Source organism: Pseudomonas viridiflava, assembly GCF_900602065.1.
GTDB lineage: Bacteria > Pseudomonadota > Gammaproteobacteria > Pseudomonadales > Pseudomonadaceae > Aquipseudomonas.
This window is the reverse complement of record NZ_UWFN01000248.1, coordinates 1-20,512: the sequence shown is the minus strand read 5'-3', so window position 1 is coordinate 20,512 and position 20,512 is coordinate 1. Positions and strand designations below refer to the sequence as shown.

Sequence of the window (20,512 nt, the reverse complement as noted above, 5' to 3'; positions counted from 1 at the left end):
TCATTTCAGCAGGCGGCAGCCAGTGCGGTGTCGAGCATCTGCAAGGCTTCTGCCACTTGTTCAGGTGTCGTCACGAGGGGGGCGAGGAAGCGCACCACGTTGCGGTGCACGCCGCACTTGATCACCAACAACCCAGCGTTGCGGGCTTCGTCGATGACTTTCTGCGCCAGCGCGGCATCCGGACTCTGCTTGCTGTCGGCGGCAACCATTTCGATGGCTTGCATGAAGCCCAGACCGCGTACATCACCAATGCGCGGGTAGCGGGCTTGCAGGGCCAACAGGCCTTCGCGTAACTGTGCTGCCAGTTTCTCGCCCTGGCTCAGCAGATCCTGCTCTTCGAACAGATCCAGCACCGCCAGTGCCGCAGCACACGCCACCGCGTTACCGCCATACGTGCCGCCCAGGCCGCCGGGTGTCGGCGCATCCATGATCTCGGCGCGGCCCGTGACCGCAGACAAAGGCATGCCGCCCGCCAGGCTCTTGGCGACCGTTACCAGATCAGGTTTGATGCCTGCGTGCTGAAAGCCGAACATGGTGCCGGTACGCCCGAAGCCAGCCTGGATTTCATCGAGGATCAACACAATGCCGTGCTGGGTGCAGCGCGCTCGCAAGGCCTGCAGGAATTCATTGGACGCGGCGATGAAACCGCCGTCGCCCTGAACCGGCTCGATGATGATTGCGGCCACACGATCAGGTGCTACATCAGTGGCGAACAGCTCGTCCAGTTCGGCCAGTGCGTCATCGCTGCTGATGCCGCGATACGGGTTCGGGTAGGTGGCGTGGTAGATCTCGGCCGGAAAAGGCCCGAAGTTCTGTTTGTAGGGCTGGCTCATGCCGGTCAGGGTCACACCCAGCAACGTCCGGCCATGGAAGCCGCCACGGAAGGAGATCACCGCAGTGCGATTGGTATGGCCACGGGCAATCTTGATCGCGTTCTCGACTGCTTCGGCGCCCGAGGTGAACAGCACGCTTTTGTAGTGTTCATCGCCGCCAATCAGTTTGTTAAGGCGGGCAGCGACCTCGATGTAGTTGGGGTAGGCCACGACCTGAAAACTGGCATGTGAAATCTCGCCCACCTGACGACGCACCGCCTCAACCACCCGGGGATGGTTGTGACCCACGTTGAGCACGCCAATGCCGCCGACGAAGTCCAGGTAGCGCTTGCCGTCTACGTCCCACAGTTGCGCACCTTCAGCGCGAGCTGCCACAACCGGATGAGCCGTAATGATGCCGCGCGGGACGTGTTGCTCACGCAGGGCGAGCAGGCGTTGGTTTTCAGTCAGTGCAGAATTCATCTCAATCTCCGTGAACGCCGGGGTGGCAGGTGATGTGTTCAGGATAAGCACTGGCCAGAACCACAAGCACTGAAGTTGCCCGGGCCAGCGCTGTGATCGACTGTTTTAGGGGGAGGTTGCGAAATATTTCACTGTGGGGTGTTGCCGGGGATCCTGTGTGAAGCTCAACCCCCTGTGGGAGCGAATTCATTCGCGAAGAGGGTGGTGCATACGGCAGACATTTATCTGCTGGAATGCCGCTTTCGCGAATGAATTCGCTCCCACAGTTCCTTGACGAAGGTGATTTCTCAACTCGTAGCCCGCGGCACCACAATAGTGTCTTCCGGGTGCAAACGCATCAGCAGCGGAGAGCCAATGGGCGGAAGGCTCAGGTTGCCTTCGTGATGGCTGGGCTGACGCAGGCTCACGGTCGGGCCGCCTTCAAGATCGACGAACACCTTGAGGCTTTCGCCCTGGAACACGATGTCCGAAACACGTCCGCGCAGGTGATTCCACTCGGGGCCTGAACTGTCGTTGTCCAGTAACAGTTTTTCCGACTGTAAGGCGAGGAACACATCCCCGGACGGCGGGATTGGACGGGTCGTGCGCAGCGCCGTCGCGCCCAGGTTCAGGCCGCTTTCACTGCGTTGCAACGGGATCAGCGTGCTTTCGCCAATGAAGCTGGCGACGAAATCATCGGATGGATGATCGTGCAAGCGACGCGGCGTATCGACCTGAACCAACTGGCCGCCGCGCATGATCGCAATGCGGTCGCTCATGGTCAGGGCTTCACGCTGATCGTGGGTCACGTAAATCATCGTCGCACCGAGGCGTTTGTGCAGGGCGCGCAATTCGATCTGCATGGTTTCGCGCAGTTGTTTATCGAGCGCGGAAAGCGGTTCGTCCATCAGGATCAGCTTGGGTTCGAAGACAATGGCGCGGGCCAGTGCTACCCGCTGGCGCTGACCACCCGAGAGTGCCGCAATCGAGCGGTTTTCGTAGCCGGTCAGCTCAACCGTTGCCAGCGCCTGCTTGACTCGCCCCAGGCTTTTTGACGCGCTTTCACCTCGGGCACGTAGCGGGAAGGCAACGTTCTCGCCCACGGTCATGTGCGGAAACAGGGCGTAGTTCTGAAACACCACACCGATCTCGCGCTTGTGCGGCGGCATCAACGTCACGTCGCGCTCGCCAAATAAAATGCTGCCGGAGCTGACCCTGATGAATCCGCCGAGAATGCTCAGCAACGTAGTTTTGCCCGAACCGGAGGGGCCCAGCAGGGACATGAACTCTCCCGCTTCGACCTTCAGATTCACATTGTTCAACGCCTTGAGGCTGCCGTAATCCTTGCAGACCTGATTGACGCTGACCGATTCAAAACCTTCGTTGAAATTCATGAAGCGTCCTCCCGTGCAGAGCGAGTGTCTGCATCCATCTGAACACAGGCGCTGGCCGTGTTCGTGCCGTTTTGAGCCGCCGGGAAAACAGGATCTGCTGCCCGGCAGTATCTGTCGCTAACGCTGGCCGTCAGTCCAGGCCGCCGATATGCCAGGCTTTGACTTCGAGGAACTCGTCGAGGCCGTACTTGGATCCTTCGCGGCCGGTACCTGACTGCTTCATGCCGCCAAAAGGGGCGACTTCCATGGAAATGATCCCGGTATTCAAACCGACCATGCCGAACTCCAGGCGCTCGCCCACACGCCAGGCGCGGCGCATGTCCTGGGTAAAGTAATAGGCGCCGAGCCCATAAGGAGTTGCATTGGCCAATGCCAGTGCTTCGGCTTCGTCCTTGAAACGGAACAGGGGCGCAACAGGGCCAAAGGTCTCTTCGCTGGCCAGCAGCATGTCGGCCTTGGCGTCGCGCAGAACGGTCGGCTGGACATACAGACCGTCGCCCTGAGGTGCGCCGCCGATCACCACGCTTGCGCCTTTTTCCAGCGCATCGCCGATATGACGGGCCACTTTGTCGACTGCTGCGGCGTTGATCAGCGGACCAATCGTGACGCCGGTTTGCAGGCCGTCACCGACTTTCAGCTCGGCGACTGCTGCGCTCAGACGTTCTGCGAAGCGGTCATAAATACCGTCCTGAACCAGAATGCGGTTGGCGCAGACACAGGTTTGCCCGGCGTTGCGGAATTTGCTTTGCATGACGCCGGCGATCGCCAGGTCCAGGTCGGCATCATCGAAAACGATGAAAGGGGCATTGCCACCCAGCTCCAGGCTCAGGCGTTTGATCGTGCTCGCGCATTGGCTCATCAGCAGTTGCCCGACCCGAGTCGAGCCTGTGAATGACAGTTTGCGCACTGCGGGGTTACTGGTCATTTCACCGCCAACCCCGGCAGGCAGCCCCGTCAATACGTTAAACACACCTGCGGGAATACCGGCGCGCTCCGCCAGTACCGCCAGCGCCAGAGCCGACAGCGGCGTCATTTCCGAAGGTTTGACCAGTACCGGACAGCCCGCCGCCAGCGCAGGCGCGCATTTGCGGGTGATCATCGCGTTGGGGAAGTTCCACGGCGTAATGGCGGCCACCACACCAATCGGCTGCTTGAGCACAATGATGCGTCGGTCAGCCACCGGCGAAGGAATGGTGTCGCCGTAGATGCGCCGTGCCTCTTCGGCAAACCATTTGACGAAACTGGCACCGTAGGCAATTTCGCCTCGGGACTCCGCCAGCGGTTTACCTTGTTCTGCGGTCATGATCAGCGCCAGGTCTTCCTGATTGTCCATGATCAGCTTGAACCAGGCCTCCAGCAGCTTTGCACGCTCGGCAGCGGGGACCTCGCGCCAGGTCACGAAGCGCGCTTCAGCGGCGGCGATGGCGCGGCGGGTTTCAGCGGCTTGCAGCGCGGGAACCCGGGCAATCACGCTACCGTCGGCGGGATTGGTAACGTCCAGCGTCGCGCCGTCATCGGCATCGATCCACTCGCCATTGACGTAGGCGCGCTCGACAAAAAGAGAAGGGTCACGCAGGGTATTTTTCAACATGATCAATGTGCCTTGAAGGTCCGAACGGTGGACTCATTGTAAAAATGTCTGCCCAGCGACCGATGCCGAGATGGCCACTGGAACGGGCGATAGATGCTGAATTCGAGGTGCTGGCGGCAGATGTTGCTCTTGGCCGATCCCCTGTAGGAGCTGCCGAAGGCTGCAAGGCGGTCTGTGAGACAAATTGCCTTCGCAGCCTTCGGCAGCTCCTACAAGATGGTGTTGTCAGCTTGGCTTGTTGCGCCCGGCAATCACCACCAGCAACAGCGAAGCCAGAATCAGGATCGAGCTGATCGCCGCAATTGTCGGGTCGATTTCATCGCGCAGGGCCGTGAACATCCGTTTGGTCAGGGTCTGGTTGTCACCCCCGGAAATGAACAGTGCGACCACTGTTTCATCCAGCGAAGTGATAAAAGCGAACAGCGTGGCGGAAACCAGGCTCGGTTTGATCTGCGGCAGGGTCACCGCCATGAATGCGCGGAAGCGATTCATGCCCAGGCTGCGGGCGACCATCTCCTGCGACATGTCGAAATTACGCAGGCCAGCCAGCAATGCGATGATCACGTACGGCAGCGCCAGCATGATGTGCGCCAGAATCAGGCCGGTCATGGAACTGATCAGGCCTACTCGGGCGTAGACGAAAAACACGCCGGCTGCGATCAGAATGATCGGCACCATCATCGGCAGCAGCAGGATGATTTGCAGTGTGCGCACCACCTTCAGGCTGGAGCTGTTGATGGCGTAGGCCGCGGCCATGCCAATCGGCAGGCTGACCAGCGTAGTGACCGCCGCGGTGATCAGACTGACGCGTGCCGCCGACATCCATTCGGCGCTCTGGAAAAACGCCGCGTACCAGCGCAGCGACCACTCTTTGGGCGGGAACTGCAGGAAGCGTGCTTCGGAGAACGACATCGGCACCACGATCAGCACCGGCAGGATCAGGTACAGCAGAATGGCTGCCACCAGCACCGTGAAGAGCAGGTGGGAGAGACGGACCTGACGCAAATAGGCAACCAGTTTCATTTAGCGCGCTCCCAGGATGCGTTCAATCGGGATGAACTTGTTGATACCCCAGAAAATCAGGAACACCACAAATAGCAGCACCAGACCCACGGCGCTTGCGGCCCCCCAGGCGTGGTAAAGCTCGACGTTACGCTGTACCAGCATCGACACCAGGATGGTGCGTCCGCCACCGAGCAGTTCGGGGGTGATGAAGAAGCCCAGACAAATCACGAAAACCAGAATCGAACCGGCCATGATGCCGGGTGCGGCCATGGGCAAAAACACCCGGCGGAAGGTGTAAAACGGTTTGGCCCCAAGGCTTTCCGAGGCTTGCATCAAGTCTTGCGGGATTTTTTTCATCACCGAATACAGCGGTAAGACCATGAACGGCAACATCACGTGCAAGGTGCCGATGACCGTACCGGTGGTGTTGTGCATCAGGTTCAGCGGTTGATCGATGATGCCCATGTCCATCAGCGTCTGGTTGACCAGCCCGCGACGTTGCAGCAGGACCAGCCAGGCATAGGAGCGCACCAGCACGCTGGTCCAGAACGGGATGATCACGCAGATCAGAATAAGGTTTGCCCAGAAGCCGTGCAGGCGCGATGCGGCGTAGGCGATGGGGAAGCCCAACAGAATCGACAGAACGGTCACGATGAAGCTGATCTTGAAAGTCAGCACGAACGTGTCCCAGTAAATCCGCTCTTCGAAGATACGAAAGTAGTTGGCGAGAGAGAAGCCTTCTTCGGTCTGCACCGACTGAAAGGCCAGCCAGCACATCGGCAGAATCAGCAGTACCGCCACCATCAACAGCGCGGGGGTGAGCAGCAGCATCATCGAGGTGTTTTCCTTGCGCTCTTCACGGGCAAGGGCATCGGCGCTGGTCAGCGGTGGCTGTTGGTTGTCGTTATCGGATTCTGGCAGGGACTTGGCGAGATAAGCATTGGACATGTCTTTCTCCCGTCACTGGCTGAAGCGCTGAAAGGCGCAATGCTTGAGTGTTGGCATGTGAACGACTCCCGAAGGGTGGGGGCAGATGCTGAAAGCAAGCGTGTTTCATGTCCGGTCGCTCTGCGGGACCGTGCAATTTCTAATGTACCCAGATGCGGGCAAATGAAGCCGCTGAAATGACCTGCGCCGAAGTGCTTTATTGCGTAATGGAGGGCGCTGGCGGCATCTCCTGCGTCGAGGCTTCTGGCACGGGATTGGTACGGTGGCTCAGACGCTGCCGCGTGCCAGGTTTGACGCGGTGGTTCAGACCTGCCGCGGACCAGCCAGGAGGCAACTTGTTGGCGAGGGGTTGACGCGGTGGTCGTGCCAGCCGCCTCGCGAACAAGTTCGCTCCTACCGGTTGAGCGTTCCGGCGTTATTTCTTCTGCACAAACGACAACCAGCGCTCTTCAGCCTTGATGCCATCTGCAGACGCCCACCATTTGGCTGACAGCAAGGCCTGGCGGGAGATGTTTTCCGGCGCTGAAGGCAGCTTGGCGGCACGTTCTGCCGGGATCGTTCCGGTCTTGAATGCTTCAGGGTTGAGCGGGCCGTAATCGATGATCATCGGCAGCGCGGCCTGCAGTTTGGCGTCAATGGCTTCGTTGACGAACTTCATGGCCGCAACCTTGTGCGGTGAGCCTTTGAGTACGCAGAGCGAGTTGGTTTCGAGTATGCCCTGGTTGTAGTCGAACGCGACCGGTGCGCCGTCAGCCTGTACTGCGGTGATGCGGCCATTCCACGCCTGGATCATGTCCACCTCGCCGTCGCTGATCAGTTGTGCGGACTGCCCACCTGATGTCCACCATGTGGCAATGTGCGGTTTGATTTCTTCGAGCTTCCTGAAGGCCCGCTCTACATCCAATGGGTACAGTTTGTCGGGCGCGACACCGTCGGCCAGCAGGGCGATTTCCAGGGTAGGGCGCGGCAGGTTGCGCAATGAACGCTGCCCCGGGAATTTCTTTGTGTCCCAGAAATCCGCCCAGGTCTTCGGCGCCTTGTCGCCCTTGAATGCGTCAGTGCGATAGGCGAGTACCGTGGAGTAGCTGATGTAGCCGACGCTGTAGTCATCCTTGAGGTCCGCAGGCAATTGCGCTGCGTTAGGGATCATTGCCAGGTCGAGCTTCTCGAACAGGCCTTCCTGCTGGCCACGAACACAGTCGCCAGTCGGCAGGTCAACCACGTCCCAGGTGACTTTGCCGCTTTCGACCTGGGTCTTGATGATCGGATAGGCTTTGGGTGAGCTGTCCTGTTTGAGGGTCAGGCCGAGTTTCTTCGCAGCGGGTTCCAGGATCGCTTTGCTCTGGGCTTCCTGATAGGCACCGCCCTGAGACACGAATGTGATGTCCTCTGCGAACGCCATGCTGGCGCAGCCGGTAAGAATCGCCAGGCTCGCCAGCTTGAAGGTACGGATACTGGAAACTGTCATGTAAAGGACTCCCGATGGTTGGCAGATTTCGTAAGCGAGCTGGGGATTTTTGTTGCAGGTCGCTCTGCGGGACCGTCCAGTTAATGTACTGGCATGTCGGGAAATGAAGCGGGCACAAATGCGCTGCGCAAAAGTGCTTTATTGCGAAAAAGGCAGGGAGTGCGGCATGTCGTGCGCTGTGCAGAGGTAGGAGCCGACCCTGTAGGAGCTGCCGAAGGCTGCGATGGCGGTGTGTCAGAACAAATGCTATCGCAGCCTTCGGCAGCTCCTACAGAGAGGTGTCAGCCTGCAGCTTTAAGCACCGACACCGGATAAATCGCCGTAAAGGCGCCGTCATCAACACTGATCGCCCGGCAATCAACCCCATACACATGAGCCAGGTTTTCCGGAGTCAGGGTGCTGCGGGTCGGGCCGCTGCAGTGCACATGGCCGTGATGCAACATCAGGGTATCGTCGGCGTAGCGACTGGCCAGATTCATGTCATGGAAAATCGCCAGAGTGACGATGTTCTCTTTGCGGGTATAGGTGCTGACCGCATCCAGAATCTGCAGTTGATTGGCCAGATCCAGTGCCGAAGTGGGTTCATCGAGCAGCAGCAGGCGCGGGCTGCGCACCAGCGCCAGCGCCAGAGAAATCATCTGCCGCTCACCGCCGGACAATTGCCCCGGCTGACATTCGGCAAAACGCTGCAAACCCAGCAGCTCAAGCATCTCGCTGGCTTTGCGCTGGGCATCCTTGCCGGTTGCCCAGCCGCGTGAGCTGCCGTGCTGAGCGAGCAGCAGCAGTTCGTAGGTAGACAGGCGTACATCCAGATGCGCCAGGTCCTGGGCGACATAGCCGATCAGTTGGGCGCGTACCGCAGGCGATGAACCCAGCAGATCGATGCCGTCGATGGTTGCCGAGCCGTGCGCCTTGGTCAGCCCGCACAAGCCCTTCATGAACGTCGACTTGCCTGCGCCGTTGGCACCCAGTAGCGCCAGTGTGCGGCCGGCTTCGGCTTGTACGGCCAGCCCGTCGAGAATGGTCCTGCCGTGAATGGTGACGCGGTAGTCAGCAGTGGCGAAGCTCATCGGGATGTCAGTCTCCGGTCACGCAGGATAAGAATAATGAAGAACGGCAAGCCAATCAGCGAGGTAACCATGCCGATGGGCAGTACCGCGCCCGGCACGATCAGCTTGCTGGCCAGCGAGGCGAGGGTGACGAAGATGATCCCGCAGGCGATGGTCACGCCAATGGTAAAACGCTGGTCTTCACCGACCAGCAGGCGCGCCACGTGCGGCGCCACGAGACCGACAAAACCGATGATACCCACCACTGAGGTCACGGCGCCGGCCAGCAACGCTGCCAGCATCAGCATCACGGTGCGAATACGCCGTACCGGTATGCCGAACACCACAGCCTGTTCGCCAAAGCTGCGCAGCGCCGTCAATGCCCACGCCTGAACGAGCACCACGGGAATGGCGATCAGCGCGATGATGGCGCACAGCGTGACCTTGTTCCACGTCGCATGCAGCAGCGAACCCATGAGCCAGAACACAATGCTTTGCAACTGATCGACGCTCGCCACGTACTGCACCAGACCCAGCAACGAGCTGAACACGAAGTGCACCGCGATACCCAGCAGGGTGATGGCTTGCAAGCCAACGTGACCACGGGTCAGCAGCAGGATGATGCCCACTGTCAGCAACGAAAACAGAAAGGCATTGCCCGTAACCAGCAAGTCGGCACCAAACCCCGGCAATGCGTTGCCCAGCGAAAAGTTGAAGGCCAGCGCCAGTGAGGCGCCGAATCCCGCTGCCGATGAGATACCCAGGGTAAAGGGCTCGGCCAGCGGGTTATCGAGTACCGTCTGCATCATCAGCCCTGCCAGAGCCAGGCAGGTGCCCGCGAGCACTGCCATGAGCGTCATGGGCATGCGCAGTTCCCAAAGGATGACGCGGGTGCTGGCATCGACACTGTCGGGCTGCAGCAACCCGCTCATGGCCTGGCCGAACGTCAGCGTTCCGGAACCGACGATCAGGTCGGCAATAAAAGCCACCACAGCAATCACCAACAGGCTGATCAGCAATACCGTGCGTTTCCACACGGTATGGGTGTAGCGGGTCTGATAGCTGCTGGCGTCAGATGAAGCGTTACCGATAGAGGTCGTCATGAGTGCGGGTCATTTACCGGTTGGCAGGCGCAGGCGCGTACAGAATCGCAGGGACTGCCTTGATACCGGTCAGCCCGAACAGCGCTTTGAGGCTGGCAGCGGCGTCGAGCTGTTTGGCACTGTCCGGATAGAACGCCTGATTGAGGTTTTCTACCGCCAGGATGTTCCAGCTGCTGGCGTAGAACTGGTGGTAGACACCATAAACCCGACCGTTCTGGCTGGCCTTGAGCTGGGCGAAACCAGGGCGTTGCTCCAGCAGTTTCAATTGGCGCTCGATCGCGTCGAGTTTGACGCTTTCACCGAAACCGAAGGGTGGCGACACCGAGGTGTTGCCCGGGAACTGGGTGCCGGTCATGACATACACATCAGGCTGTTTGCCCAATACGGTTTCCAGGGTTACGTCACCTGTGGCGCCCGGCAGCAGTTGCGAGCCGAGGTTCACACCACCTGCGGCCTGTACCAGCTTGCCCCAGTAGACGTCGCCGTGCGTAAAGCAGCATGCCGATGCGCCGCCCTGGCCAGCTTTGGCTTCCACGAACACCAGCGGCTTCTTGTTGTGCTCCTGGGTGATGGCTTCGACTTTGGCCAGTCGGGATTTGTAGAAGTCGATGTAGGCTTTGGCTTCTTCTTCGCGGTTCAACACCTGACCAAGCAGGGTCACGGTTTTCTGGCTGTTGACCACTGGGTCCAGATCGCTGTCGACGAACAGTACCGGGATCTTCAGAGCGGCCAGTTTCTGTGCCACACCGGCATTTTCCAGCGAGGCGCGTGCGCGGGTCTGGAACACCAGCAGGTCCGGGCGGGCCGCCACAACAGCTTCGAGGTTGAGATCGCCGTCGTCACCGAACTTCATGTCGGTGGCCTGATTGGCGGTTTTTGGCCATTGGCTTTCGAAGACCTTCCAGGTGTTGGGGTCGGAGCGCTTGACGATGTTGTTCCAGGCAACGATGCGCTGGAACGGATCGGCGCGGTCGAGCAGGGCCAGGGTGAACAGATCACGGCCATCCTGTAGCACAATGCGTTTGGGTTCGGCAGGGATGTCGACCTGACGGTTGGCGAGGTCGGTTACGGTGACTGGATAGGTGGTTGCGAAGGCCAGGGTTTGACCGGCTAGCAGCAGGCTGACACCGGCCGCGAGATGTTTGAACAGGCGCATTGAATTACCCATACCGAGAGGTGAGGACGAATCAGCCGCAGGCAGCACGACATATCCGCCGTAAAAAAGTGCGCACAGGGTAACGGAATTGTTCTCATTCGTCAGGTTTTAGCATTCACGCTGGGCAATGAGCCTCTGCCAATTTGAAATGCATTTCCTGTAGGAGCTGCAGAAGGCTGCGAAGCATTTCTCCTGATACACCGCGATCGCAGCCTTGCAGCTCCTACAAGATCAAGCTTGCAGGCAATATGGATTCAGCCAGCATGCCCTCAATCACTCCGCCAGCAACACCGCCGCATCAAACCCCATCCGCAAGTTGCCCCAATGACGTCCGTCAAAGAAGAGCGGAACATCAATCTCGGTCATGATCTCCCCGGTATCGCGCAGGTACGTCTGCAGCAGGAAACGCTGGGTGTTGCCCGCTGCACGCAGGCCGATCGGGTCCGCGAACATGCGCTTGTTGCGGCACACAGGCAAGTCAATGGCGCGATCACCCGTTGGCTGCTTCGATACCCAGCTGTTATTCACCGGGCAGTAACCCTTGGTGTCGACAATGAACGAAACCTTGCCGCCTTTTGTACCCTTGGTCAGCTTGTCGCATTCCTCCTGGCAGGCCTGGGCGAAGCGCTCGGTATAGCTCGTCATGTACTGTTTGGGATCAGTGCCGGGGATCAGCTTGTAATTCTGATCAAACAGATTCAGCCCGCCACGGTGCAGCTCGGCAAGGCGCTCCTGCAGCAGATCACGGCACTGACTGGCGCGGGTAATCGCCGCATCCAGGGCGCCATGCCCCAGCACAAACTTGCCGAGCATGGTTTGCACTCGCTCCGCGACGCCTGACAGGTCCCGGGTTGCCGTGGCGGAGTGTTGCATGCGCTGATCAATAGACTGGCTGTCGGCGTAGATCTGCGTCACACGATCATTGATGCCGTTGTTGCTCTCCGCGAACTGCAGGATATGTTCGGCGATGTCGGCAAGCTTGCCGTTGGTGGACTCGAAGTCGCCAATCATCGTCTCGAAATGCCCGGACGCGCGCTCAACGACTTTTTGCGTCTCCCGCGCGCTGTGGCTGATCTGGGTGGTCTGCTCATGAGTGGAACTGACTTCTCTGAGCATTGCGTCAATGTTCTGCGAAATATCGTCGGTGGCTTTGCTGACGTTCTGCGCCAGTGTGCGAACCTCATCGGCGACGACCGCAAAGCCTCGACCACTTTCTCCGGCACGGGCCGCTTCGATAGCCGCATTGAGCGCGAGCAGGTTGGTCTGCGAGGAAATCTGCTGGATCAGGCCAACGATGGACTTGATGCTCGACGAGCGCTGATTGAGTGCAGAAACCAGCGTGCCGAACTCGTTAAGGCTGCTGGAGATTTCGCTGATGTTGCCGGTGACTTCCAGCAGCTCGGCGTACGAGTCGCGGGCCATGCTCAGGTTTTGTGCGGTGGTGCTGGAGATGCCTTGGGTTTGCTGGGAAACCTCCTGGATATTGCCCACCGCCATGTTGCTTTGATCCATCACTTCCTTGGCAAAACGTGCCTGATGGGTTGCGCTGTCGCTGGAGTCACTGATGTTTTTCAGCGAGCGTGCCGACTCTACGGCGATGTGCACCGTCAGCGCCTGCACGTTGCTGATGATTTCCCGTTGTTTGCCCAGAAAGCGGTTGCAGGTGCTGGCCAGTACGCGTATCTCGTCGTGGGTCAGCAGTGGCAGATCTCTGGACAGGTCGCCTTCACCGTTGGCGATCTCTGCGAGGGCATTGGTCATGTGAGTCACCGGACGCACGATCAGGTGGCGGAAATACCAGACCATGAAGCTGACCATGAAAAGGGTGAACAGCGTACTGAACAGAATCGCATTGCTCAGCCCGCTCAGGCTGCCCTCTACCTGGCTCAGCACGGCGGCATCCAGTTGCGCGCCGCGCAGTTGCTGAACAATGTCTGCGCGAATGCTCAGGGCTATCCAGTACAGCAGACCGCTGACGGCGACCAGCAGAAAAAGGCTTGAGAGCTTTTTGGTCAACGAATCGAAAAATTGCATTTCGATGGACTCATACAAGGCCTTGAACATCCGCATGCCGCTGCTCCTCTGCAAGTTTATAAATTATTCTTTAATAGGTAGTCGTCGACCGCCGGGGGCAAAGCTTTAACGTGACCTGACCGGGCGCGATCTATGCGCGATTCTTATGTGTCGACGATAGCCTTGCTGGCCACTCGGTTTCGGCCTGATGCCTTCGCCTGATAAAGCTGCTGATCGGCCCGCTTGATGAGCGCCGTGGTATTGGCATCCGTGGCATCAGCCACGCCGATACCAATGCTGACGGTGACTTGCCCAACGAGGTCAAAAGTCGACTCGGCGACGGCCTTGCGAATTCTTTCGGCGACAACTTCCGGGCTTTCGTCGCCGTCCGCTTCAGGCAATAAAACGGCGAACTCTTCTCCGCCATAACGGGCCACGAAATCAGTGGCGCGGGTGTTTTCCTCGATCAACTGTGCCAATTGGTGCAGCACGTCATCACCGGTGGCATGGCCGTAGGTGTCGTTGACGTGTTTGAAGTGGTCGGCGTCAATGAACAGCAGGGCAAAAGGCCGTTTTGTACGCTCGAACAGTTGGCTGTACTCAACCAGCTTTTCGTCGAACCGGCGTCGGTTGTAGACCCCGGTCAGCGCATCGTGGGTCGCCATTTTCAGCAGGTCGGCGTTGGCCTGGGTAAGTGCCGCGGTGCGTTGTTTGACGGTGGCCTCAAGCGAGGCATTGGTGTCTTTCAGCTCGCGTTCCTTGTCCAGAAGCGATTCGGTCATGCTCTGGATGGACTGGCCCAGTTGGGCAATTTCCCGTACTGAATGTTCTTGAGGAAATTCAGCGCCAGGCTGTTTGGCCTGTATCCGTTTGGCTGCTCTGGCCAGTTGCTCGATCGGGCGGCTCATGTGCTGGGCCAGATAGTAGGCCACCACGCCAAAGGCCAATGCAGCGAGAACACCGAGTATCAGCAGTTTGTAGAGCAGGATTCGCGCAGGCTGCAGCGCTGTATCCAGAGGCTGGCGAACCACGATATACCACGCCAGATTGGCGGAGGGTGGAGTAGGGACCTTCAAGACGCTGGACAGGTAGTTAGCGTCTTCAGACCATTCCGGCGCGCCAGCGGCTTTTCCCGGAGCTGAAGGTTGTTGTGTCGCGAGCAGTTCGGGGCGCTTTTGTCCTGTCAGTTGCTGGGGGTAGAGCACCGTCCCGTCGCCATTGACGATGAGCACTTCAAGGTCAGCGGTGACTCCCTCACGCAAAATGGCCGATTCCACGATCCGGGTCATCCAGTTCCAGTGCACATGGGCACTGAGGACTCCGACCACCGTGCCGTCAGCGGTGCGTATTGGCGCAGCAAAGTCGATGAAGCGCAGCAACTCACCACTGGCGTCGGCGGGCAACAGCTTGGCCAGCAAGACCGCTTCATGAGGGTCGCCGGTATACGGGCCTTGCAGGCCGGCCTTGAACCAGGGCCGCTCAAGCACTGACTGATTGAGCAGCAGGCCTTTTACGCCTTGCCGGACTTTACCGCTGGTATCGGCAACGCCCATCCAGGCGTATTCGGAATGGGACTGGGTGCGCAGTTCCATCGACGGCAATATGTCCGGGTCATCCAGGTTGCCGCGCACCAGATGCGGTTCGCGGCTGAGCAGAAATATCTCCAGCTGACGCTCACGCAACTGCGTGCCCAGCATTGTGGCGGCTGACTTCGCAGTGCTGAGCAGTGAGCTGCCGCTGGCTTGCTTGATTTGCTCGGTAGCGATATGGCCAACATAGAAACCCACGCTCAGTAAGGCGAGCAGCGACAGTCCGGCGAACCAGAGTGTCAGGTGGCTGCGCAAGCTGGCTATTATCATGGGTGATATCTGGCTATATGGAATCACGGCATGTTATGCGCAACTTGCATCAGCCGCCAGTATCACTTTAGTCCGTTAAAAGCTGACTTGAAGCAGGTACTCCCTTAGTCGCTGCTGAAAGTGCTTTATGACGCTGCTATTAGATAGAAACGCTTGCACTGTCGTGACCTCCCAGCGCTGGCCTTCATCGCCAAAACGCACAGTAGCGAAGGTGTCAGACGGGACTTCGGCCACAAAGAACCAGGTGTCCAGGCCATTCAACCCCTGGCCGGGGTAAACCTGCGTCCAGACCACGCTGGCGGGGTCAATCGTTAATCCGAACTCTTCCTCTGTTTCGCGTATTGCGCACTCCAGCGGCGTTTCATCGCCTTCGCGACCTCCGCCGGGAAGGTCCCAAAGGCCGGGCCAGGGAATGTCGGGTTTTTCATCCCGCTGGTAGATCAATATCTGACCTTCGCAGAGAAGGGCGATTTTGGCTCCGGAAAACGGTGCATGTTCGGGCATGGACAACCTCCTGAACGAGGGCAGTGACAACAGTAGAGGACTGAATTAATCAGAAAATAATCGATAATCGCACGCTTTTGTTTTTCATGGCCGATCGTTTAGATCAGGAATTTATCCATGGTTTTGCTGTTGATAGCGCGTGATGGCTTCTTTTTCGAAGATTTTGACGATAAATACACGTGAGCTCTGTCGTGCAAATGCCCTATCAGGTTAATTTTTTGATATTGACCGAATTAACCGGTTAGTACATTTTCCATCTCATAAACCTTGGCCATCAGTGCCGAGGGACAATAAAAACAATGGAGACACCCTCATGCGGCCGCAATTGTTCATCCTCGAATTTCCTGGCGCTTCGACATCGTTTGCACGGTCGATGTTGTGCGATGCACGCGTGTGCACCACGTCTCAGTCAGCGCCAAACCGGTAGTTGCCTTCGCCGCGCTACGCTCATTGCGTCGGGTTCAGGGTTTCTGCGAGGTATCAATAATGAAAAGAATAGTCGGCCTGTACTTCAAACTGCTCAAGCTGCTGATTGTGTTGTGCATGATCGCCATGCTCTTGCTGGTGTTCGGTAATGTCGTGCTGCGCTATGCCTTCAATTCGGGCATCAGCGTGTCGGAAGAACTGTCGCGCTGGTTGTTCGTCTGGATGATCTTTCTCGGCGCGCTGGTAGCGCTCAAAGACCGTGCCCATATGGGCTTCGACAGCCTGGTCCGGCGTTTACCTGCTGGCGGCAAGCGTTTCTGTCTGGTGGTGGGGCACCTGATGATGCTTTACATCTGCTGGCTGGTGTTCATCGGCAGTTGGCAGCAGGCGGTCATCAACCTGGACGTGGTCGCACCCGCGTCAGGTTTATCCATGGCGTTGTTCTACGCAGCGGGTCTGGTGTTTGGCGCCAGCGCTGCGGCGATTCTGGTGTACGAGTTGTACCTGGTGCTGACCGGCAAGCTGGCGGATGACGAGTTGGTAATGGTCACGGACAGCGACGCCGCCGAGGAAATCAAGCAGATCCATAGCCAGCAATCGCCTGTTGAGAGAACCCACCCATGACTCTGGTTATTTTTCTTGGTTCGTTGATCGGCACCATGGCGCTGGGCATTCCGATCGCGTTCGCTTTACTGCTGGTCAGTGTCGCGCTGATGGTGCAACTCGACCTGTTCGACGCACAGATCATTGCGCAAAACCTGCTCAATGGCGCTGACAGCTTTCCCTTGATGGCCGTCCCGTTTTTCATGCTGGCGGGTGAAATCATGAATGCGGGTGGTCTGTCCAAACGGATCGTCAACATTGCCATGGCGCTGGTGGGGCACAAGCGCGGTGGTCTGGGGTACGTGGCCATTCTTGCCTCGTGCCTGCTGGCATCGCTGTCGGGGTCCGCAGTGGCCGACGCGGCAGCGCTTGCAGCGTTGCTGGTGCCGATGATGGTGCGTGCCGGGCACAACCGTGCGCATTCGGCGGGTTTGATCGCGGCTGGCGGCATTATCGCGCCGGTGATTCCGCCGAGTATTGGTTTCATTGTGTTTGGTGTCGCGTCCGGCGTTTCGATCTCCAAGCTGTTTCTGGCCGGGATCGTGCCAGGGCTGATGCTCGGTGCATCGTTGGCAGTGGCGTGGTGGTTCGTTTCCCGCAAGGAAAATATCCAGCCGCCTCCAAAACAAAGCGCCGCGCAAATCATGCGTGCGCTGATCGAAGGTTTGTGGGCGCTCGGCTTGCCGCTGATCATTATTTTCGGCCTGAAGTTCGGCATCTTCACGCCGACCGAGGCGGCCGTAGTCGCAGCTGTGTACTCGCTGTTTGTGGCGTTGGTCATTTACAAGGAGTTGAAGATCAATCAGCTGTACGACCTGATTCTGTCGTCCGCCAAAACCACCTCTGTAGTGATGTTCCTCGTCGCCGCCGCCATGGTCTCGGGGTGGCTGGTGACGATTGCCGAGCTGCCTGATCAACTGGCTGGCGTGCTTGAGCCGTTCATGGACAACCAGACGATATTGCTGATCGTCATCATGCTGCTGGTGATTCTGGTCGGCACGGCCATGGACATGACCCCGACCATCCTGCTGCTGACCCCGGTGCTGATGCCAGCTGTGGTGATGGCCGGTATCGACCCGGTGTATTTCGGCGTGCTGTTCATGATCAATTGCGCCATCGGGCTGATCACGCCTCCCGTAGGCACGGTGTTGAACGTGGTCTGTGGTGTTTCCAAAATCAGCATGGATGAGATCATTCGGGGCGTCTGGCCGTTCATGCTGGCGCAGTTTGTTGTGCTGTTTCTGCTTGTGCTGTTCCCTTCGCTGGTGCTTGTACCGTTGAAGTTTTTCACCGGCTGATACCGGTGTGCATTCCCGTAACTCGACTTCTAAAAACAATATGGAGAGTGACATGCAAAAACTGATGAAAACCCTGTTGGCCGGGGCCTGCGCCACAGGTCTGCTGCTGGGCAGCATGGCCAGCCACGCGGCTGAAATTCGTGAGCGCACGCTGCGCTTCGCGTTCCAGAACGTACAGGAACATCCACAGGGGCAGGGGGCTCAGAAGTTCGCCGAGCTGCTGGCAGAAAGTAGCGGTGGCAAAATCAAGGTCAAGCTGTTTCCGGGGGGCACGCTGGGCGGTGATGTGGTGACGGTTTCTGCATTGCAGGGCGGCACACTGGACCTGACCGTGCTCAACTCCGGCATTCTGGCTGCTCAGGCACCGGACTTTGCCATGCTCGACTTCCCGTTCCTGTTCAATAACATCGAGGAGGCCCACGCCGTTATCGATGGCCCGGTCGGTCAGAAGCTCGCCGCGCAACTGGACAGCAAAGGGCTGGTCAGCCTCGGCTACTGGGACCTAGGCTTTCGCAACGTGACCAACAGCAAGCACCCGATCAACAAGCTGGAAGACATGCAGGGTCTGAAGATCCGCGTGATCCAGTCGCCGATCTATCTGGACACCTTCAACGCGCTGGGCGCAAACCCGGTAGCCATGGCGTTCCCTGAGGTCTACACCGGTCTGGAGCAGGGCGTTATCGATGGTCAGGAGAACCCGTTGACGGTGATTCAGGGCAGCAAGTTCTACGAGGTGCAGAAGTACATCTCGACGACCGGGCATATCTTCAATCCGCAGTCTTTCATCATTGGCCAGAAAACCTGGAGCAAGCTGAATGACGATGAAAAGAAACTGGTGAAAGACGCTGCGGTAAAAGCTCAGCAGTATCAACGTGAAGTGACTGCAAGCAGCATGGACAAGGCTCGCGGTTATCTTGAACAGCAGAAAAACGTAGCCGTGAACGACATTTCTGCCGAAGAGAAAGATCGTTTCCGTGAGCGCGTTCAGCCGGTCATCAAGAAATACTCGGAAAAACTTGATGGCGGGCTGGTGAAGTTGATGTACGACGAAATCGCCAAGGTGCGTGCCGGGCAATAAATCCTGGCGGATGAGCCATAAGCCGGCAACGTCGCTTATGGCCGCCGCTTGAAGTGAATTACGCATAATCCCGTCACGCGATTCCCGTGACGGTTAACCATGTTGAACCGGTAATGCGGGCCTTTTCAGGTCGCGCATGACTGTGCTCGTCCAACTGAAATGGGGATAACAAAAATGGCTAAATTAAATACCCTGGCAGCGAACGTTCTCGGTTTCACCACCACGGCATTGGGGCTGTCGTTGATCGCGCCGGGTGGCGCAATGGCCGCGGGTTTCGCTGAAGATGCCAAGGTCACTCTCGGCCTGCGCAACTTCTATATCAATCGCAACTTCGTTGACCCGACTAACCCGCAAAGCAAAGCCGAAGAATGGACACAGAGTTTCATTCTTGATGCCAAGTCCGGTTTTACTCAGGGCGTGGTGGGTTTTGGCGTTGATGTGCTGGGCATGTGGTCGGTGAAGCTGGACGGCGGTGGCGGCACTTACGGTACAGCGTTGTTGCCACGCCACAGTGACGGGCGCCCGGCAGATGATTTCGGCCGGCTGGCGGTGGCGGGCAAGGCGCGGATCTCGAAAACCGAATTGAAGGTCGGGGAGTGGATGCCGGTGTTGCCGATCCTGCGTTCGGATGACGGCCGCTCACTGCCTCAAACCTTCCAGGGCGCGCAGATCACCTCCAATGAAATCGATGGCCTGACCCTTTACGGCGGCCAGTTTCAGGGCAACAGCCCACGTAACGATGCGAGCATGGAGGACATGAACTTCGGTGGTGGTGTGTCTGATCGATTCAACTTCGTCGGCGGCGAGTACAAGTTCAACCAGAATCGCACCATGGTCGGCGTGTGGGGCGCGGAACTTAAAGACGTCTATAACCAGCAATACCTGCAATTGGTGCACAGCCAGCCGTTGGGCGACTGGACGCTGGGGGCGAATCTGGGGTTCTTCAAAGGCGGGGAAGACGGGCGCGAGTTGGCCGGTAATCTGGATAACAAGACGTATTCGGGGTTGTTCTCTGCCAAGTATGGCGCTCATGTGTTCTACGTGGGTCTGCAAAAAGTCAGTGGCGACACCTGGATGCGGGTCAACGGCACCAGTGGCGGCACGCTGGCTAACGACAGCTACAACGCTAGCTTCGATAACGCCGAAGAGCGCTCCTGGCAAGTTCGCCACGATTATGACTTCGTCGGGCTTGGCGTCCCGGGCCTGACCTTGATGAACCGCTACATTAGCGGCGACAACGTCAGAACGTCGGCCACCAACGACGGCAAGGAATGGGCGCGGGAAACCGAGCTGGCCTATACCATTCAAAGCGGTGTCCTGAAGAAGCTCAACCTCAAGTGGCGCAACTCCACTATGCGCCGTGATTTCAGCAACAACGAGTTCGACGAAAACCGCCTGATCATCAACTACCCGTTGTCGATTTTGTAACGCTACAAATATCAGATTGGAATGCAAACCTTCTGTGGGAGCGCGGCTTGGTTTGAGCGGCTCCCACAGGGTTTTACGTCTGGCTCAGGTCACTGGTAGGAGCGAATTCATTCGCGAAGAGGGCGGTTCATCCGCAGCGTTTGTCTCGCCTGAAACACCGCCTTCCCGAATGAATTCGGTCCCACAGGGTTTTGCGTCTGGCTCAGGTCACTGGTAGGAGCGAATTCATTCGCGAAGAGGGCGGTTCATCCGCAGCGTTTGTCTCGCCTGAAACACCGCCTTCCCGAATGAATTCGGTCCCACGGGGTTTTGCGT

Annotated in this window: 16 protein-coding genes; 4 read left to right on the top strand and 12 right to left on the bottom strand. The window is 58.3% G+C overall.

All coding sequences use genetic code 11. The features are described from left to right. Positions 1-5: 5 nt before the first annotated feature. The 12 genes from gabT to EE949_RS13405 form a co-directional block, all read right to left on the bottom strand. A complete protein-coding gene (gene gabT / locus EE949_RS13460; RefSeq protein WP_122664734.1) occupies positions 6-1,295 on the bottom strand; it encodes a 4-aminobutyrate--2-oxoglutarate transaminase in 1,290 nt (429 codons plus the stop codon). A 287-nt stretch (positions 1,296-1,582) separates the two neighbouring features. Continuing rightward, the gene (locus EE949_RS13455; protein WP_122664733.1) at positions 1,583-2,668 is read right to left on the bottom strand and encodes an ABC transporter ATP-binding protein; all 1,086 of its coding nucleotides are present in this window, start codon (positions 2,666-2,668) and stop codon (positions 1,583-1,585) included. A gap of 130 nt (positions 2,669-2,798) precedes the next feature. Beyond that, positions 2,799-4,259 (bottom strand): NAD-dependent succinate-semialdehyde dehydrogenase, encoded by a 1,461-nt coding sequence (locus EE949_RS13450; protein WP_122664732.1) that lies wholly within the window; start codon positions 4,257-4,259, stop codon positions 2,799-2,801. 225 nt (positions 4,260-4,484) lie between these two features. Next, entirely contained in the window at positions 4,485-5,282 is a 798-nt protein-coding gene (locus tag EE949_RS13445; protein ID WP_122664731.1) for an ABC transporter permease, read from the bottom strand. Then, the gene (locus EE949_RS13440; RefSeq protein ID WP_122664730.1) at positions 5,283-6,212 is read right to left on the bottom strand and encodes an ABC transporter permease; all 930 of its coding nucleotides are present in this window, start codon (positions 6,210-6,212) and stop codon (positions 5,283-5,285) included. Between the two features lie 415 nt (positions 6,213-6,627). Continuing rightward, a complete protein-coding gene (locus EE949_RS13435) occupies positions 6,628-7,680 on the bottom strand; it encodes an ABC transporter substrate-binding protein (RefSeq protein WP_122664729.1) in 1,053 nt (350 codons plus the stop codon). A gap of 281 nt (positions 7,681-7,961) precedes the next feature. Beyond that, positions 7,962-8,750 (bottom strand): ABC transporter ATP-binding protein, encoded by a 789-nt coding sequence (locus tag EE949_RS13430; RefSeq protein WP_122664728.1) that lies wholly within the window; start codon positions 8,748-8,750, stop codon positions 7,962-7,964. Further along, positions 8,747-9,832 (bottom strand): FecCD family ABC transporter permease, encoded by a 1,086-nt coding sequence (locus EE949_RS13425; RefSeq protein WP_122664727.1) that lies wholly within the window; start codon positions 9,830-9,832, stop codon positions 8,747-8,749. The genes EE949_RS13430 and EE949_RS13425 overlap by 4 nt, the downstream gene beginning before the upstream one ends. A 13-nt stretch (positions 9,833-9,845) precedes the next feature. Continuing rightward, entirely contained in the window at positions 9,846-10,988 is a 1,143-nt protein-coding gene (locus tag EE949_RS13420; RefSeq protein WP_122664726.1) for an ABC transporter substrate-binding protein, read from the bottom strand. A gap of 273 nt (positions 10,989-11,261) precedes the next feature. Then, positions 11,262-13,058 carry a methyl-accepting chemotaxis protein gene (locus EE949_RS13415; protein ID WP_122664725.1) on the bottom strand — a complete coding sequence of 599 codons (1,797 nt, stop codon included), beginning with the start codon at positions 13,056-13,058 and terminating at the stop codon, positions 11,262-11,264. A gap of 107 nt (positions 13,059-13,165) precedes the next feature. After that, complete coding sequence (locus tag EE949_RS13410; RefSeq protein ID WP_122664724.1) at positions 13,166-14,860, bottom strand: sensor domain-containing diguanylate cyclase; 1,695 nt, start codon at positions 14,858-14,860, stop codon at positions 13,166-13,168. 75 nt (positions 14,861-14,935) lie between these two features. Further along, positions 14,936-15,364: an NUDIX hydrolase gene (locus tag EE949_RS13405; protein WP_122664723.1), complete on the bottom strand. Its 429-nt coding sequence runs from the start codon at positions 15,362-15,364 to the stop codon at positions 14,936-14,938. A 486-nt stretch (positions 15,365-15,850) separates the two neighbouring features. Between EE949_RS13405 and EE949_RS13400 the strand changes: the two genes are divergently transcribed. From EE949_RS13400 to EE949_RS13385, 4 genes are all read left to right on the top strand, one after another. Then, positions 15,851-16,414, top strand: a complete 564-nt coding sequence (locus EE949_RS13400; RefSeq protein ID WP_122664722.1) for a TRAP transporter small permease — start codon at positions 15,851-15,853, stop codon at positions 16,412-16,414. Next, positions 16,411-17,691 carry a TRAP transporter large permease subunit gene (locus EE949_RS13395; protein ID WP_122664721.1) on the top strand — a complete coding sequence of 427 codons (1,281 nt, stop codon included), beginning with the start codon at positions 16,411-16,413 and terminating at the stop codon, positions 17,689-17,691. The genes EE949_RS13400 and EE949_RS13395 overlap by 4 nt, the downstream gene beginning before the upstream one ends. A 52-nt stretch (positions 17,692-17,743) precedes the next feature. Further along, positions 17,744-18,769 (top strand): TRAP transporter substrate-binding protein, encoded by a 1,026-nt coding sequence (locus tag EE949_RS13390; protein ID WP_122664720.1) that lies wholly within the window; start codon positions 17,744-17,746, stop codon positions 18,767-18,769. Between the two features lie 174 nt (positions 18,770-18,943). Next, positions 18,944-20,197, top strand: a complete 1,254-nt coding sequence (locus EE949_RS13385) for an OprD family porin (RefSeq protein WP_122664719.1) — start codon at positions 18,944-18,946, stop codon at positions 20,195-20,197. The last annotated feature ends 315 nt before the right edge of the window (positions 20,198-20,512 follow it).